Source organism: Candidatus Neomarinimicrobiota bacterium (genome assembly GCA_021157965.1).
GTDB lineage: Bacteria > Fidelibacterota > Fidelibacteria > Fidelibacterales > Fidelibacteraceae > Fidelibacter.
Genome location: JAGGVO010000012.1, coordinates 1 through 17,560, shown reverse-complemented (window position 1 = coordinate 17,560; position 17,560 = coordinate 1). Strand labels below are relative to the sequence as shown.

At 46.8% G+C, this 17,560-nt stretch carries 14 protein-coding genes, 1 tRNA gene and 1 rRNA gene; 2 read left to right on the top strand and 14 right to left on the bottom strand.

Annotation, left to right across the window (positions count from 1 at the left end):
- Positions 1-178: 178 nt before the first annotated feature.
- On the top strand, positions 179-1,177 hold the full coding sequence (locus J7K63_01230) for a 2-hydroxyacid dehydrogenase (GenBank protein ID MCD6233646.1): 999 nt from the start codon (positions 179-181) through the stop codon (positions 1,175-1,177).
- Here the strand turns inward: J7K63_01230 and J7K63_01225 are convergent, their stop codons facing one another.
- The 14 genes from J7K63_01225 to J7K63_01160 form a co-directional block, all read right to left on the bottom strand.
- Positions 1,178-3,007: a tetratricopeptide repeat protein gene (locus J7K63_01225; protein MCD6233645.1), complete on the bottom strand. Its 1,830-nt coding sequence runs from the start codon at positions 3,005-3,007 to the stop codon at positions 1,178-1,180.
- Complete coding sequence (locus J7K63_01220) at positions 3,004-6,318, bottom strand: hypothetical protein (GenBank protein MCD6233644.1); 3,315 nt, start codon at positions 6,316-6,318, stop codon at positions 3,004-3,006. Before J7K63_01220 ends, J7K63_01225 begins: the two co-directional genes overlap by 4 nt.
- A complete protein-coding gene (locus tag J7K63_01215) occupies positions 6,318-6,989 on the bottom strand; it encodes a DUF4159 domain-containing protein (protein ID MCD6233643.1) in 672 nt (223 codons plus the stop codon). The genes J7K63_01220 and J7K63_01215 overlap by 1 nt, the downstream gene beginning before the upstream one ends.
- 8 nt (positions 6,990-6,997) lie before the next feature.
- The gene (locus J7K63_01210; GenBank protein MCD6233642.1) at positions 6,998-7,432 is read right to left on the bottom strand and encodes a nucleoside 2-deoxyribosyltransferase; all 435 of its coding nucleotides are present in this window, start codon (positions 7,430-7,432) and stop codon (positions 6,998-7,000) included.
- On the bottom strand, positions 7,429-9,156 hold the full coding sequence (recN, locus tag J7K63_01205) for a DNA repair protein RecN (protein MCD6233641.1): 1,728 nt from the start codon (positions 9,154-9,156) through the stop codon (positions 7,429-7,431). Before recN ends, J7K63_01210 begins: the two co-directional genes overlap by 4 nt.
- A gap of 6 nt (positions 9,157-9,162) precedes the next feature.
- Positions 9,163-9,486 carry a VanZ family protein gene (locus J7K63_01200; GenBank protein ID MCD6233640.1) on the bottom strand — a complete coding sequence of 108 codons (324 nt, stop codon included), beginning with the start codon at positions 9,484-9,486 and terminating at the stop codon, positions 9,163-9,165.
- A gap of 79 nt (positions 9,487-9,565) precedes the next feature.
- Complete coding sequence (locus tag J7K63_01195) at positions 9,566-11,107, bottom strand: NAD(P)H-hydrate dehydratase (GenBank protein MCD6233639.1); 1,542 nt, start codon at positions 11,105-11,107, stop codon at positions 9,566-9,568.
- Positions 11,107-11,481: a holo-ACP synthase gene (gene acpS / locus J7K63_01190; GenBank protein ID MCD6233638.1), complete on the bottom strand. Its 375-nt coding sequence runs from the start codon at positions 11,479-11,481 to the stop codon at positions 11,107-11,109. Before acpS ends, J7K63_01195 begins: the two co-directional genes overlap by 1 nt.
- Positions 11,474-12,166 carry an HAD-IA family hydrolase gene (locus J7K63_01185; protein ID MCD6233637.1) on the bottom strand — a complete coding sequence of 231 codons (693 nt, stop codon included), beginning with the start codon at positions 12,164-12,166 and terminating at the stop codon, positions 11,474-11,476. The genes acpS and J7K63_01185 overlap by 8 nt, the downstream gene beginning before the upstream one ends.
- Positions 12,167-12,237: 71 nt before the next feature.
- Positions 12,238-13,572, bottom strand: coding sequence for a tetratricopeptide repeat protein (locus J7K63_01180; protein ID MCD6233636.1), 1,335 nt, complete (start codon positions 13,570-13,572; stop codon positions 12,238-12,240).
- A 38-nt stretch (positions 13,573-13,610) separates the two neighbouring features.
- A tRNA-Leu gene (locus J7K63_01175) sits at positions 13,611-13,694 on the bottom strand.
- A gap of 87 nt (positions 13,695-13,781) precedes the next feature.
- Complete coding sequence (gene secG / locus J7K63_01170; GenBank protein MCD6233635.1) at positions 13,782-14,138, bottom strand: preprotein translocase subunit SecG; 357 nt, start codon at positions 14,136-14,138, stop codon at positions 13,782-13,784.
- 5 nt (positions 14,139-14,143) lie between these two features.
- Positions 14,144-14,917: a triose-phosphate isomerase gene (locus tag J7K63_01165; protein ID MCD6233634.1), complete on the bottom strand. Its 774-nt coding sequence runs from the start codon at positions 14,915-14,917 to the stop codon at positions 14,144-14,146.
- Positions 14,918-14,926: 9 nt separating this feature from the next.
- Positions 14,927-16,126 (bottom strand): phosphoglycerate kinase, encoded by a 1,200-nt coding sequence (locus J7K63_01160; GenBank protein MCD6233633.1) that lies wholly within the window; start codon positions 16,124-16,126, stop codon positions 14,927-14,929.
- 604 nt (positions 16,127-16,730) lie between these two features.
- Here J7K63_01160 and J7K63_01155 point away from each other — a divergent pair.
- A 16S ribosomal RNA gene (locus J7K63_01155) occupies positions 16,731-17,560 on the top strand; the annotation flags it as partial.

Below are 17,560 nucleotides of genomic sequence, written 5' to 3'. Positions count from 1 at the left end.
AAGAGAAAGTTTGCCACCCTCTTCAGAATCCCTTATTTTACCATAAATTAGGTAAACCTGTGAATCCTTCTGTGATTTTTCATATCATTCACCGAATGAACCCGGGAACGGATCACCTGAGGATTAGGGGAATGGTTTTCCCCGGTTTATGTCGTTATCGCAATCAGGAGAAAAATCAATGAAAATCGCTTTTTTTGATGCAAAACCTTACGACCGGGAAGTGTTTGATTCCATAAACCGCGAGTATGGCTATAAAATTAAATACTTTGAAACAAAACTTACGCCCGATAGTGTGGCATTGGCCCGGGGTTATGATGTGGTCTGTGTGTTTGTGAACGACACCGTAAACAAGAAAGTTATTCGCGAATTAATTGAATATGACATTCAAATGATTGCTTTACGATGTGCCGGTTTCAACAATGTAGATATTGAAGCCACCCGGTGTAAAATCCCGGTGGTCCGGGTGCCTGCCTACTCACCTCACGCCATTGCCGAGCATACTGTTGCCTTAATTCTGGCACTGAACCGAAAGATTTATCGGGCCTACCAGCGCACCCGTGAAAATAATTTTTCCCTCAATGGCCTTATGGGCTTTGATATGTACGGTAAAACAGCCGGTATTATCGGAACGGGCAAAATTGGTATGTTGGCCGGCGGAATTCTGAAAGGTTTCGGAATGCGTGTTCTGGCCTACGATCCCTATCCCAATCCCCAGGCTGCAGAAGAATATGGTTTGGAGTATACGGACCTGAAAACTCTGTACAGGAAATCACAGATTATTTCCCTCCATTGCCCGTTAACTAAAGAAACCGAATACCTGATCAATGATAAATCACTGGCCCTCATGCAAGACGGTGTGATGATTATTAACACCGGCAGGGGTAAACTCGTAGATACCCGGGCTCTTATCAAAGGATTGAAAATGGGGAAAGTGGGATTTGCGGGACTGGATGTTTATGAAGAGGAACGGGATTTCTTTTTTGAGGATCAATCGGATATGATTCTGACGGATGATATCCTCGCCCGGCTTCTGACTTTCAACAATGTGGTAATTACATCCCATCAGGGTTTTTTCACCCGTGAAGCTTTGGATAGTATTGCCCGGACTACCCTGAACAATATCCGGGAACTGTCGGGAGGTAAACCGTTAAGCAATCAGGTGACCTGCAAATCGTGATCAACGGCGGATATAGGTCCGTACGCTTTCGATATAGGGGCTTTCAGGCCAGTTGCTTAAGAAGTGCAGAAGCAACTCTTTTTCCCGGTCCGGATTACCGGCGAAACGAAAATAAGCTGCCTGCCGCAGACAAAAATAGTCACCCATGACAGGGTCCTCTTTTAAAATATTGCCAAACTGTTCCCAGAAATGCTTCAGTTCATCCCTCCGTCCCGTTTGAAAAAGAATCTGTTCAAGCCGTAAGGCTGCAAGAGTCCGGACCGGTGGGGTTTGCTGCATTAACGCTCCGGCTTTTTCCAACCCCTTGATCCATTCCCTTTTTCGGATGTGGGATTCGAGCTCAATCATACCCGCCTCTTGAGCCCCGATTTGCAGATAAGATGCCAAAGCAAGAATATCATTGCTGTATTCATCACGGCTGCTGATCAGGGCAAGGGCTTCGTTTATGTGCTTTTCCAGGGAATCCGGCCGGTTAAAGGCCAGATCCACAAAGAGGAGATTCAGTCTGAGACGATCTTCTTCAGATGCATCCAGATGATATGTGGCCGGAGCTTCCCAAACTTTCCGCCGGGCACCTTCTTCATCCTTTTGTAAAATTTTGCAGGTAATATATTCTGAAAGCAATCTATCCCGGATATTGGCAGGGATGTTTGGTGGGATCTCCTCCAGCAATGCTGCCGCCTTATCAAGATCTCCCGTGATGTTAAGGTGTATCCGGGCCAGTCTGATCCGTGTTTCGTGCCGGATCTCGGAATTTTTGGCTTCAGACAATGTTTCGAAAAGTATATAAGCACTGTCGGTGTATACTTTGTTGATTGTATAAACCGGACGGACCGGAAGGGCAAGAAAAACAGATTGATAAGGGGGCGAAATTTCCGGACCATACTGAATTTGCCTGTAAGAAAGGGCATCATAATTAAGTGCTCTCAGAAAAAGCCAAATTTCCCTCTTTGTCCTGTTGTTGACAAAGTTCTCCATATTCCTTAATAATGTCAGGCTTAATTGATGCTGTGATACATTGTATAATTGCCGGGCAGTTTGCAGAAGCTCGTCTGTCTCAAAGAGCGGGGTGTTTTCCATGAGAATCCGTACCGCCAGGCCGTATCTTTCCGAAGCAAAAGCCAAATCAGTTATGAGCCGGTAATCTTCCGCACCGGTTGCCAGATCTTGTAAAGTATCAATAATCATGCCGTACAGGGGCACTTCAGCAGGTAATGATTTAAGTTCCCCGGTGAGTGCAGAGAGTGTTGAAGGAGAGAGCTTGCGGTGCAAAAGAAATTCCTCCAGAGCAGGTTGCCACATCTGCCTTCGGATTAGATCGGTAAAATAGGGTTGGGATTGCAGGAGTGCTTTACCTGTTTTCTTCCTGAAAAAGGCGATCATGTCCGGAAGTCCGCTGCCGTTGTTATAAGCTGTCAGATACATCATGGCCAGTCTGGGCAAGCGGGTTTGCCGGCCCTTGGGGCGAAGATGAGGTTCCCATAAGCGAAAGGCTTCTTCATGCCGGCCGTTTGCCATTAAAAGAACACCCCATTCGGCAAGATAATTGATGTTACCGGGATTCATCCGATATAGGGTTTCAGTGATTTCCGCCGCTTTTTCCAGGCTCCCGGCACGGATCAGAACAGATTTGTAGCGGCTTAGATAGCGGGGGTTTGGTGGATAAGCAGTACAGAGAGAATCATACAATGTTTGGGCTTCTGAAAGATCTCCTGCCGACTCCGCTGACCGGGCCAGGTTAAATAAGGCGTTCGCATCTTGAGAAGAGATATTCCCATAGAGAGCGGTGCTCGTTATAATGATAAGGATGAGAGAAAGCAATCTTTTCATTCCGGAATATCCCGCAATTTTTCCAGATATCGTTCCATTTCTTCCCGTTCTTCAGGACTCAGATCGGTATTCTTCATTTTTTTTCGGATGGATTGGATGAGGGATTCTATGTTTCCCAGGCCATGGGGCAGATCTTTTGGTCCGCTTCGGGAAATCTGCTCACCGGTACGGCTTTCCCGTTCACGACTCAGTTCCCGCTTCCGAATGGACCGGCTGGCGTCCAGCAGCCGTTGTTCAATGCCGCGCTGCCGCTGCAGCGTCCGTCGTGAATAGCGTCCTTCTCGTAAATCACGGATCACATCTTCCATTTCCTGCGTGATACGTTCCAGTTTGCGCCCGTTTCCCTGACCGGCTTGTTCCATAGCCTGCTGCAATCTGCCCAATTCCCGGCGCAAGGCCTGCTGACGGGCTGCAAGTTGACTCATCAAATCCATGGACGTATTTCCCTGGCCGGGTATAGACATTCCCCGGGAATCCTGATTAAGAGCCCCCTGCATTTCAGCCATGGCCTGTAATTGTTCCATAAATTGCTCCATCCCGGAACCGCTTTCACTGCTCTGAGCTTGTCCCATAAGACCAAGTATTGTCCCTGTTAATTCGTTGACCTGCCCCAGATTTTGTATCATGGTTTGTTCAGCCTGATGAAAACGTCCTTCTAAAAGATGGGTTAATATTTCGGCAGATAATGACCGGGCCTTTTGCAATTCCTGAAAGGGCTGTGGACCCATGAAAAAAGTTTTTCCTGCAATATTTTCCAGTCCGGCTCCCAATTGATTTAATGATTCCAGAATGGCGTTCTGTTCCGAAAACCGTTCTTGTAACGGCTGGGAGTCGTTTTTCAAATCCTTTGTTCCCGGAAGATTACTTTCCTGCATTTCTGAAATCAATAACGCCCGGCGGATTAATTGCTGAAAATCCTGCAAAACCTCCTCTTTCTTAGCCTGCTTCATGCCGGATGCCATGTTTTGATACTGCTTCAGGAGTTCTTCCATTTTTTGCAGGGATTCACCTGCCTTGTTAAGACCTTCAGGACGCCTGTTTTCAGCAAAGGCCTGAGCTGTTTCATCAAGCATCCCGCTCAATGCCGAAGAATCCATAAGAGCTGAAAATTTCTCCAGTTTTTCCTGAAGGCTTTCCGAAACCTCTCCGGACTTCTGACTGAGGCTCTGTTGTAAATTTTGTAACGTTTCCGACAAATCATGTTCAGTTTTAGCCAGCTCTGTGGAAGTACGGCTTTTTTCGTTTTCTATCAGATCTGTCTGTTTCCGGAGCGCTTCATCCAGTATCCGTTCCCCTTCTTCAAGGGTTTCCATGTCCCGTAATGTTTCAAGTAAACGAATTGTCCTTTCCAGTGCCTTTGAAAATTTCTCCGCTTCTTCCTGCAAATCATGGCTCATGTGTTCTATCGTTTCGGCATCCGGATTGCCTTTGAGCCTTTCCTGCATTTTTTGCAATTCCCTGAACAATTCACTCTTTTCCAAATCTTTCACCAGCTCCTGCAGATAGGCCATATTGTCCAGAACCTTATCGGAAAAAAGGGACTGCTCAGATATTTCCGCAAGTTGTTTTTCCAGGGATTCCTTGATGGCTCTCAACGATTCCTTTACCATTTCCTGCTGCTCAATCAGGTTTTTCATGGTTTCCTGCTCGGACCAGTCTGCCTTGCCCTTTTTGAGGATGTTTTCCCGCAGCGATTCTGCTTTTTCCCGGATGCTTTCTGAAAGTTCCTGCAGTGACTGAAGGTCTCCGTGTGTATCAGCGTGTTGCCGGCCTGAGCGGATAAAAAGTTCAGTCAGGGAGGGGAAACGAGCCCTGAAAATCTTTGAACGGGTGATGCCCGGCCCTGTAAGGGTGTTATTGTCCACAACTTTGAAGCGGAATTCCAAAGCATCTCCCGGACTAAGCCGTTCATTGATATACCATACCCCGCTTGCTGTTTGCACCTTTTGGCCCCGGTCAAAAGAAAGCGGATGGTCTGTCCAGATTGAATCCGGTTTCAACCGGAAAGATTTTACCGCCCGGGTTTCCAATGATAGAGATACAATGCCGAAGTCATCACTGATAAATACACCCCAGGGGATTGTCATGCTTTCATCCAAAAGGAGTTCATCTTCAGGTTCCAGGACGGTGAGAACCGGTTTCTCATCTTTGTACAATGATATTTCATAACTCACATCGTTTTCCATCGCGGTACCGTTTGTATCTTTAGCCGTTATGATGAGTGTTCCGGTATGTACAGGTTTCAAAGACCCTTGGAAGTTATGATTCCGGGTATCAAGCTGGATATAGCGGTCACCAAGACTTGCTGTCACTTCATCCGGGGGGCATGTCAGGCGGCCTGTAATTTCCAATGCAGATCCCTGCAAGATATGAATTCTGTCGGTGCCTCCTGTATAGATTTCCCGATCCAGTCCTGTATAGGCCGGAGGTATAACCTCAAATTCCAGCCATTCCAGCACAGGTCGTTTCAGGACATTTACAGAGTACGTTTGTGAAGATTTTTGTTTCCAGGGCATAAATGGATGTGGTCTGCGAACAATGAATGTGTACATGAATGCAGATTGCAGATTGGGGATGAACAGGGTTGAGAGCGTGTCGTTGATAGTTTCGGGAAGGACGACCTCTGTTTTTTTCGGACTTTGAATCATCACGCTTTTCGGAAAGTGGCGAGGGAGTGTGTGTGCAATACGGATTTCCAGGGAATCACCCTCTTTCAGTGTTTTATTCCCCGGTTCTATGCTCCATGTCCAGGGAAAAGGAACCGGATAAGTCCGGCCAGGGGTAGCAACGCGGATCAATGCATCCCTTAAAAAGAGAGAAACACTCAGAAACAAGAGTAAAGAAATGATTGTTTTTGTTTGTAAGGATGAATGAGAGGATTTGGATTTGTTTTGCTTCAGGTGTTTGAGGATGTGTTCAGCCGGCAGGGTTTCGGACAGGCGCCGGACAGCCAACTGAGGCAGGGGATCTGACTGTCTGCTCAATTGCCAGGCATTGATCAGGCGGTCTCGTACTTCCGGAAACTGTTGACCCAAAGATTCCATCAACCGTGTGTTTTCTTCCGGCTTTTTATGGATATTTCTGTCCACCCAATAATCCCGGATCCATACCAGAATGATGCCATTGGCCAAAAGGGGGACGAGAAGAATCCACCGGAGAGTGGATGGAAGATACCAGATACTTTCACATAAGATCAGGATAAGCAGATAACGGCTGTTTATACCCATCAGCCGGAAAAGACGGTTTTTAAGCCGGTCTGTGGCCAGTCTTCGCCGGAGGATCTGCAATATTTTTTCAAAGGGATAGTGCATCAGGGATGGATCGGATTGATATGATAATAATAAATGTTGGTCCCCATTTGGAGGGCGGCAGTGCGAATCTCTTCCGGATCCCCGTATACTTCGGCATCTTCCCAGCCGTTGCCCAGATCGCACTCATAAGTATAAAAGACCACAAGGCGTCCTTCATGAAACAAACCAAATCCCTGCGGGGGTTTTCCGTCATGTTCATGGACTTTGGGAAGACCGTGGGGGAACGCATATACCTGATGGTAGATCGGGTGTGAAAAGGGAAGTTCCACCAGCTCTTTGTCCGGGAAGACTTTCTTCATTTCCCGGCGGAAGGATTTATCCAGTCCGTAATTATCATCTGCGTGCAGAAATCCTCCATTTTCCAGATAAAACCGGAGTCTGCCCGCTTGCTCATCCGTCAAAAAGATATTCCCGTGTCCCGTTACGTGCAGAAAATGCACATTAAACAGATCAGGTGAATCAATATCCACAGTTACAGGTGTCTCCTGCACGACCAGGTCTGTATGATCATTAATAAAAGAGGCCAGGTTCTCCAGAGATCCCGGATTGGCATACCAGTCCCCGCCACCGCCGTATTTCAACCGGCCGATCACAAGGGGTTCACCTGCTGTGCCCTGTACTGTGATCATACATAAAATCAGAATAGCTGAAAAACGGATGCATTGCTTCATAAAGAGATTTACGGTTTGTTTTGGAGGATGTTCCGTTCCATAATAGACCGGATAAGGGGAACAAGTTCTTCCGGTTTGGTGTAACTGTGGACGGTTACACCGGGATTTCCGCTCACAAGGGCACTCAGTCTGCGATCATCCTTTTGTTGAAAAAGGGCATGGACCGAAATGTTTCGTCGGACTCCGACAGCAATTTCATATCCTACGCCCAGAGAAGGTGTTGTGACTTCAGCGATAAGGCAATCCGCCTTTTTCAGCCAATCAAGATCCCGGTAAAAAATTTCCCGGTTGGATAGTTTTTTTTCACCGCCGGCTGTCAGGTTCGGGTCGGCAACATGTTCTGTCAAAACAGTACCGTACTCCTTTAATATGTTGACGATGATTCGGTATGCCGGTAGCAATTTCCTGCCGGCACTGATAGCTCCGCAAAAGTAGATGTTCATGATTCTTTCGGTAATTGATGTGATTTTTTGAGAAGATCCCGGGCATTTTCCAGGGCAGCGCCGGTCATTTTACCTGCTCCAAGAAGTTTGGCGATTTCCTGAATCCGGTCCTCATCCTGAAGTTCGCGAATCCGGGTTTCTGTCCGTCCCTGCAAAATCTCTTTTTCCACGACCACATGATGCTCTCCAAGTGAGGCAATCTGCGGGAGGTGTGTAATGCAAATCACCTGGTGATAACGGGAGAGTTCCTCTATCTGTTCGCCTACAATCCTGGCAATCCGTCCGGACACACCGGCATCGGCTTCATCAAAGATCAGGGTGGGAATGGAATCGGCATCCGCGAGGACCGATTTAATGCCCAGCATAATCCGTGAGGCTTCACCTCCCGAAACTGTTTGAGTCAGAGAGCGAAAATCTTCACCGGGGTTTGTGATGATTTCAAATTCAAGCAGGTCAAAACCATGGGGTTGGGGAATCACTGTTTTGCCGTGCCATGTAACAGAGAGGGGGGATGTCCCTTTCTGACAGAAAAAGCGGACTCTGAACCGGGCGTGTTCCATGCCCAGACGGTGCAGTCTGGATTCCACAGCCTCCGAAAAAACGCGGGCAGTTTCCTGCCTTTTTTTATGCAGGCGTTCACCGGCCTCGACAAGTGCTATACGGGCCTTTTCCGTCCGTTCCCGCGCTTTCCTGAGTTCTGCCGAAAAATCCTGTTCGCCGGATAACTCTGTTTCCAATTCCTGATAATAAGCACACAATTCGTTATACTTTTTACGGTATTTCTGCGTAAGAAAATTCAGGACATTCACCCGATCTCTGATTTCTTCCAGCCGCGCCGGATCATGGGGGATGTGATCCCGGTATTCCGCCATACTCCTGCCCGTTTCTTCCAGGGAAATGATGGCCGATTCCAGTTCCTTCAGGTATTCCGAAGGTGTGGAATCAATACGCAGCAGATGTTCCAGATCGTGTTTTAATGAACTGAGCAGGGAAATCACGGAATCGTCATTTTCATATAGCTTATCAGCAATCCTGTGAGCTGTATCCACGAGCTCCTGTGAATTCTCCAATATTTTTAACTCGCCTTCAAGTTCGTCCAGCTCTCCGGGACGGGGATTCACTTTTTTTAATTCCTGATAATGGAATGATTTTAATTCCTGTTCTTTCAGGAACTGATCCTGATTCTTCTTAAGCTTCTCTTCATGCCGGACTGTCTCCTTTAAATCCATAAGGGCACGGGTATAATTCCGGATCAGTTCAGGATTGTTGGCGTATGCATCCAGATAATCTATATGACTGTTGCTGTTCAAAATTTTCTGATGCTCATGCTGTCCATGCATTTCCACCAGAGAATCTGCCAGTTCTCTCAGGATTTGAAGTGAGACATAGTGGTCATTAAAAAAGGCTCTGGATTTTCCGTTTCGGTGAATTTCACGTCGGAACATCCATTCCGTGTCATTGACTGGCAAATCATTCGATGTCAAAAAATTTTTTAAATCATTGTGAAGTACCGGTGGTGCAAAGACAGCTTCCACAACGGCCATGTCGCTTCCTTTCCGAATCATGGACAGGTTTGCCCGGTCCCCAAGTACCAGACCCAGGGCATCGATGATTATGGATTTCCCCGTTCCCGTTTCACCGGTCATAATAGTCAACCCCGGACCGGGGGAGATATCCGTTTCACGAACGATAGCAAAATTTTCCACGTGAAGTTGTTTAAGCATGGATGATCAAAGCTCCTGTGAATGGTTCATGTTTTTGAGATGATCACTATTGCTGTTGAAATATCTTTTCCGGATGACATGTACTATCAGGAGTCCCGCCGTTACTCCGGCTGTATCAGCCAGAAAATCCCGGAAACTGGCATGACGGCCCGGGACAAAGTATTGGTGTATTTCATCGGAGAGCCCGTAGAAGACCGTTATGGTAAAGGTCAGCAAGGCGATTTTCCCTGTATCGAAAGGACGGTGTTCCCTGATGGCAAGGTAGATTAGAATCGCTGCTATAAAATAGATAATTGCATGAATAAGTTTGTCAAAAGTTAAAATTGTCATGTGCGGGATTCGCTCTGAAGGAATGGAAGACTGAATAAAGATCAGACTAAGATAAACTATAGAAATAATTGTATATTTATTATTTAATAAATTCATATTCTTTCATTACCTTAGGTAAAGATTGGATCAGATCACCGGCAATCATACCCCGGCAACCCATGGTTTCTGCCGCTTTTATTCCGGCAAGTCCGTGAAAATGGGCTCCGCAAAGGGTTGCGGCTTCCGGTGATAAGCCTTGAGCCAGCAGGGATGTTATGATACCTCCCAGGACATCTCCGGACCCTGCAGTGGCCATACCGGGTGAATTGAATGGATGGATGTAAATTTGCCCATCAGGGAAACCGGTCATGCTTGTGGACCCTTTCAGGTGGATGATTTTCCCCGTTTTTTTAACAGTTTCCCGAAGGGTACTCACAGGATCTGATTGAAGTTGTTTTTCCGGAATGGATGTCAACCCAAGAAATTCCCCGGCATGGGGGGTCAGAATAAGGGGGACCGCTGTGTGGTTTATTTCTCCGGAATTGACACTGCTTATGGCATCGGCATCCAGGACGGCCGGGATATCGAGCTCTCTCAGTATCTGTTTTACAAAGTGCTTTGTCTCTTCGTGCCGTCCCAAACCGGGACCGATGAGCACAGCCTTTGTCCGTTTTTTCAATGTATGCCACAGGTGGATATCTTCAGGGGACAAATGATCGTTATGGCCGGTATGGCAAAGAATTTCAGGTGCATGACTGTAGATGACCTGTGATACACCTTTGGGGATGAGTGCTCTGACCATGCCTGCACCGGCGCGGATGGCACTCAGGACGGCCAGTGTGATTGCACCAGGCATTTCACCATGACCGCCGATGCAGACAGCTTGTCCACGGGAATATTTGTGGTCTGTTCCCCGGACAGGCAGCATGAGAGAGCGAATCACCGCATCAGTACATAAAAAAGTGGGTGCTGCCTGTTGTAGGGCTTTCTCAGAATATCCAAGGTCCGTGAGTAATATATCCCCGCTAAGGAATTTTCCCTCATTGAGAAATAATCCGGCCTTATAAAATCCCATGGTTACGGTTTTATCAGCCCGTAGCACCGGTCCGAGGGGATGGCCGTTTGTACCGTCTAAACCAGAGGGCAAATCCACAGCCACAACAGGCTGATTGCGGTGTTTGTCAGTTAAAATCTTAAGAATGGAAAGATTCAATCCCCGTACGGTGTTCCGAAGTCCGGTACCCAACAGGGCATCCACCCAGACAGAATCAGAAAACAAGCGGTTTTTCAGGATATCTGCATCTTTTACAACAAGGGGCTTGATTCCGGATTGGAGCATATTTTTTATGTGCCAGGCAGCGTCTCCCATGTATGTGTCTGGCTCGGCAGTCATGAACACATCCACGGTCATTCCTTTCAGGTGAAGTTCCCGGGCAGCCACGGCACCATCTCCGCCGTTATTTCCCTTTCCACAAAAAATCTGACAGCGGGAAATGCGTTGTGTCTGGCATATTTCAAAAACCGCATCAGCGACAGACATTCCGGCTTTTTTCATCAGGACTTTTCCGTCCACACCCTCTGTTCCCATGGTATACCGGTCTATCAGTCCGGCTTCTTCAGAAGATACAACACGAAGTTTCATTATTCTTCTCCAATCTCAAGAAAGACAACAGCTGTTGCCAGATCCCGGGTATGGCTCAGGCTGACGGATATTTGACGGATTGTCAGGGCATTCATAATTTTTTCTTGTAAGTAAAGAAAGGGTTTCCCATCCTGATCGTTAACCACAAACATATCCGTCCAGGCCGGATGATAAGATAAATGGGATAAGAGGGCTTTCCGGCAGGCTTCTTTGGCGGCGAAACGCACGGCATAGTGCTCGTATTTTCGGACTCTCGACTCACAATAGGAGATTTCTTCGGGGTGGAATATTTTTTTCAGAAAATGATCTCCATGCCGGCTAATGACCTGCTGGACACGTGATACTTCAACGATGTCGATGCCTGTTTCAATCATGGGTTGATTCGATTTTTCCGATAATTTTAAGGATTTCATCGAACCGGCATATTTCATAATCAGCACCGGAATGGATGGTATCAAAAAGATCACCATACCGTGCAAAAATGGAACGAATACCCATCTGACGGGCACCTTCCATATCTCTTTCAGGCCAGTCTCCCACCATCATCACATCCCGGGGAGTGAGTCCGAGTTTTTTCAGAGCCAGTTTAAAGGGATCAGGAGACGGTTTTGCCATTCCGGTATCATCAAAAGTCACAACCACATCAAAAAGGCGATGGAGATTCAACTGATAAAGCCGAAGCCATGCTTCCCGGGCCGGTGCGTCTGACACGATTGCTAGTTTAATTCCCCTTTTAATCAGGGTGATCAGTGTTGAAAAAACTGTGGGATAGGGTTTTAGTTGGGCTTCACGGGCTTTTCGGTAGTGGGTAATGCCGGCAGCCAGGTATTGATAATTCAGGAATCCTTCATGATTGATGATGAATTCGTCCAGAACCTTCTGGTATTCCCAGCCTTTCGCCTTATAGATGGCCATGATTTCTTCAAAAGCTTTTTCCTCATTAATGGCCATGCCGGCCTCAATCATTCCTGTAATGGCTCCCCGGATGGAATTGGCTTTCAGATGGCCGAAATCCATCAGGGTGTTATCCAGATCCAGAATCACTGCCTTGACTTTCATGTATGAAAATATAAAAATTAATGTAATAAAAAAAGGGGAGATTTACTCCCCTTGAAAATTTTTACCGGATTTTACTGTTGCCGGCTGACGGGTTTGCCTTTCCGGATCTGTTCAATCTCATATTCGGCTACTTTACGCCATTTGGCATCGAGCCGGGCCCGGTTGAAGGCGTTGATTGCATCATCATTATTGCCCATAAGGGCATAAGACATACCCATTTCATACCAGGCCGCGCCAAAGTTGGAATTAATTTTGGTTGCATTTTTAGCTGCTTCAATAGCCAGTTCATATTTTTTCAGATAATTGTATGTTTCCGCCAGGCGATAGTATACCTGAGCATTCCGCGGTGAATATTTAGCGGCATTTTTCAGGGCTTCAACAGCCTCTTCGTAACGATTTTGTTCCATCAACACGGCGCCATAACCTTCCCAGGCCGTGGCGGAAGTTTTATCGAGGGATACCGCTTTTGCATAGCTTGCTTCGGCTTCTTTCAGGTTTTTTCTGCTGAGGTAAATCCGTCCCATAACCGTATAGGCTTTAACATAATTAGGATTGATTCTGACACTTTCTTTCAATTGCTCCAGAGCCTTGAGATGATCTCCGATATTCTGTAAATAAATCGCCAGATTATAACGGAGAGCCTCATCATTCGCATTGGCATCGATCCCCTGCCGCAAATAATCGATGGCTTTTTCTATATCGCCGGCCTTACGTTTGATAGCACCAAGGAGCTGGTAGGCTGTCGAGAAGGTGGAATCAATGGAGATAGCGACCCTCAGCTTTTCTTCTGCTGTTTTAAGGTCATTGATCTTATAGGCATTCAGTCCGTCCTGGTAATATTTCTGCACCATCACCCGTTTGGCTCGAGTATATTTTTCATCGCCACCACTCAGTTCTATGGCTTTATCATAATATTTTAAAGCGGCTTCATGATCATCCTGTAATAGGGCAATCACGCCAAGACGATAATAAGTATCTGCAAAATCGGGATATTTCTCGGTTATTTGGAGGTATACACGCTTTGCGTTTTCCGGTTTTCCGCTATCATATTCTCGCTGGCCGTCACGGATCATATTTACCAGATCCCGGATTTGATCGAAACGTTCCCGGTAGGTTTCATCGGTTGGATTAAAATCGATTGCTTTTCGGACGGCCTGTTGGGCTTCGGTCAGATTTCCCCGTCGCAATTCAATTTCATGTAAAAGGAAGTAGGCCGGTGCGAAACTTGAGTCTTGTACCAATACCTGTTGTAAGAACATTTCCGCACTCATCAGGTCGTTATTTTCCAGCAAAGCTTTTGCCTGATCAATCTGGTTTTGGAGGGCAGCCAAATCTTGTCCTGGTGCGGACAATCCAAATATCAGCAATAAAACTGATACGATCAGTATTTTGTGTTTCATAGCCATCATTATTCCTGTTTTTGTTACAGTTTCCAAATGTTTTGTGCCCAGGGCGGGATTTGAACCCGCATGCCCGGTAGGGCGCTACCCCCTCAAGATAGTGTGTCTGCCTGTTTCACCACCTGGGCAGGGTTCCCATGTAAAAAAACTGTGGGAATCTAAACTCTTTACATCAGCAATTCTACAAAATTTTTCGTCGGAATTGCCGCTTTTTATTACTCTGCGGGTACCTTCGGCTCTTCGATATCTATTCCGGCCGGTCTGGGCAGAGAGGAGGAAGGGGTGACAACCCCTTTTTTTGCCTGTTCCAGAACCACACTTTTCTGGGTCTTGGATCCCCGGACCATGAAATTAATGAGAATAATGAGGATGAAAAAGACAATGGCCAGATATTTCGTGGCTTTGGCCAGAAAACTTGCTGCGTTGCGTCCGCCTAATACACTGTTAAGTCCTCCCATACCGCCGCCAAAAGCAGATCCGCCAAGGCCTCCGCCTTTGGAAGATTGCATGAGAATGGACGAAACCAGAAGCAGACTGACAATCACAAGAATGATAATTACAAAAGTCAGCATATTGTTTATCCTTTATTCATAAGTTGATGGGCAATACTGATAATGGTATAAAAATCTTCAGTTTCCAGGCTGGCGCCACCAATGAGGAGTCCGTCTATATCAGCCTCGGACAGGAGTTCTTCCGCATTATTGGGTTTGGCACTGCCCCCGTATAGTATGCGGGTTTTTTCACTGATTTCGGCACCAAAGGACTCCTTCAGGATTTTTCGGATCAGGATATGGACTTCCTGTGCCTGTCCGGCAGTGGCCGTTTTGCCCGTCCCGATGGCCCATACCGGTTCGTATGCCAAAACAAGGGTGTTCATGATTTCCGGGATTAATCCTTCTAAAGCTCTTTTCAACTGATGGGTGATCACATCCTTTGTGATTTCCTTTTCCCGTTCTTCCAGGGTCTCTCCGATACATACGACCGGGATAAGTCCTGCATCGTGTGCCCTGATGATTTTCGAATGAACCAGTTCATCTGACTCATGAAAATACTGCCGGCGTTCGGAGTGCCCGATTAAAACGTATTCACATCCCGATTCTTTCAGCATTTCTCCGGAGATTTCACCTGTATAGGCACCTTTTGGCTCCTGGTGAAGGTTTTGTCCTCCGATTTGAACCGGTGTTCCTTCCAAAGATTCCCCCAATGCCCGGATGGATGTATAAGGCGGACACAGGAGGATTTCGGGGGATAGATCCTGAAGTCCTTTTGCTTTCAAATCCCGACCGAATTTCATGGATTCGGAAGGACCATGATTCATTTTCCAGTTTCCGGCAATCAAAAAACGTCGCATAAGAATCCTTTATTCTTTTTCGGAGATTTTCGCTACGGCAGGCAATTCAAGTCCGGAAATCAGTTCCAGAGAGGCTCCGCCACCGGTTGAAACATGGCTGATTTTGTCACTGTAACCCAGTTTATTCACGGCAGCCACTGAATCGCCGCCACCGACCAGAGAGATGGTTCCTTTTTCTGTGGCCTCTGCCAGGGCTTTGGCTATAGCTTCTGTCCCTTTGGCAAAGTTCGGCATTTCAAAAACACCCATAGGACCGTTCCAAAGGACGGTTTTGCTCTTTTGAATGATATCTGAAAAAACTTTAACTGTTTCGGGGCCGATATCCAATCCGAGTTTTCCGGCCGGAATTTTATCTGCGGGGACGGTGACGGCAGGTGCATCATTTTCAAACGCATCGGCTGCCACAACATCTACAGGAAGGCGGAAATTGACCCCTGAGGATTTGACCGCTTCAAGAATCTCCTTTGCCAGATCAATTTTATCTTCTTCGACCAGGGAATTTCCGATTTCGTAGCCCATGGCTTTATAAAAGGTGAAGATCATTCCCCCACCGACCAAAAGGTTATCTACCTTTTTCAGCAAATGCTGTATGGTATCGATTTTTCCGCTGATTTTGGCCCCGCCCAGAATAGCTGTATAGGGGCGTGTTGGATTTTCCACTTTATCTTTCAGATAGACCAGTTCCTTTTCCAGGAGAAGTCCGCAGATGACCTTCGGGAAATACTCGGTCACACCCACCGTAGAGGCGTGGGCTCTGTGGGAGGTTCCGAAGGCATCATTGACATACATATCGGCATAGGAAGCCAGTTTTTTTGCAAAATCAGAATCATTTTTCTTTTCTTCTTTATGGAAACGAAGATTTTCCAGGAGGAGAACATCACCCGGTTTCTGAAAGGCGGCCAGCTTTGACGCATTTTCGCCGACACAATCCTCAGCGAATTTGACTTCCCGGCCCAGCAATTCGGATAAGCGTTTTTGCACCGGTTTCAGGGAAAAAGCCGGATCGAATTCTCCTTTGGGTCTGCCAAGATGGCTCATGCAAATTACAGATCCCCCGTCATTCAGAATTTTTTGAATGGTAGGCAGGGATGATACGATTCGGTAATCATTGGTAATTTCACCGGCATCATTCACCGGGACATTAAAGTCAACACGGACCAGCACCTTCTGGTCCTTGAAATTGACATCGTTGACAGTAAGTCTTGCCATGTATGTACCTCCGTTATTCAGACTTTTAATATAAGAAATTTTGCGGAGGATATTTAAGGGAAAAAAGTGGAGACTGGAAATGCGCATTAATATAGTATACAATAAATAAGTAGAGTGAAGAAAATTTGCTGGTTTGAGTTTTGAGTTGGGCAGAACGAGTTCTGGTCGCCTGATGCAGAGTGTGCAGTGATGCAGGGGGAGAGGGGGCGACAGTGGCCCAGGATTTCAGTCCGAGGAGAAGGGGAGATAGAGTGAAGGAACGAGGGGTGAAATATCATCCAATCTCCCCCTCAAATTTTTCTTAAAAATCCGCAAAAATGTTTTGACATTGTCTTGTGAATAGGGTATTATTTCAGGCTTTTTGATAAGGGATTTGTGAGAGAGTGCGGGCCGGTGCGGATGGGTAAAAAATTGTGCCGGTGGAAGCGAAAAAAAGATAAAATTCGCTTGACTTTAATTGCAGATCCGGGTAATATTTAAGGCTGTCCCAAAAAAGGCAGTAAGAAACGATCTTTGAAAAACAGGGTGTATGCAGAAGAAGAGAATATGAGTTTTAGCTCGACAGATGATTTGTTGAGACAGGAATAATAATACTAATAATAATATAATGGAGAGTTTGATCCTGGCTCAGGATAAACGCTGGCGGCGTGCCTAACACATGCAAGTCAAGGAGAAAGTCTGCTTCGGTAGATAAGTAAACTGGCGAACGGGTGAGTAACGCGTAGATAACTTGCCCAAAGGACTGGGATAACTTCGAGAAATCGGGACTAATACCGGATATGGCAATCAGTCATAAGGCTGATTGTGAAAGGGGGTTTCGGCTCCCACCTTTGGATAGGTCTGCGTCTGATTAGTTAGTTGGTGGGGTAACGGCTCACCAAGGCGACGATCAGTAGCTGGTCTGAGAGGATGATCAGCCACATTGGGACTGAGATACGGCCCAGACTCCTACGGGAGGCAGCAGTGGGGAATTTTGCGCAATGGGGGAAACCCTGACGCAGCAACGCCGCGTGGTCGATGAAGCTTTTAGGAGTGTAAAGACCTGTCGTTGGGGAAGAACGGGACAGTGAGTAACTGCTCTGTCCGTGACTGTACCCTTCAAGAAAGCTCCGGCTAACTCCGTGCCAGCAGCCGCGGTAATACGGGGGGAGCAAGCGTTATCCGGAATCACTGGGCGTAAAGGGCGCGTAGGCGGATGGTTAAGTCGAATCTGAAAGTTAACAGCTTAACTGTTAAAGTGGGTTTGATACTGGCTATCTTGAGTGCGAGAGAGGAAAGCGGAATTCCTGGTGTAGCGGTGAAATGCGTAGATATCAGGAGGAACACCAGGGGCGAAGGCGGCTTCCTGGCTGATCCCTGACGTTGAGAAGCGAAAGCCAGGGGAGCGAACGGGATTAGATACCCCGGTAGTCCTGGCTGTAAACGATGGACACG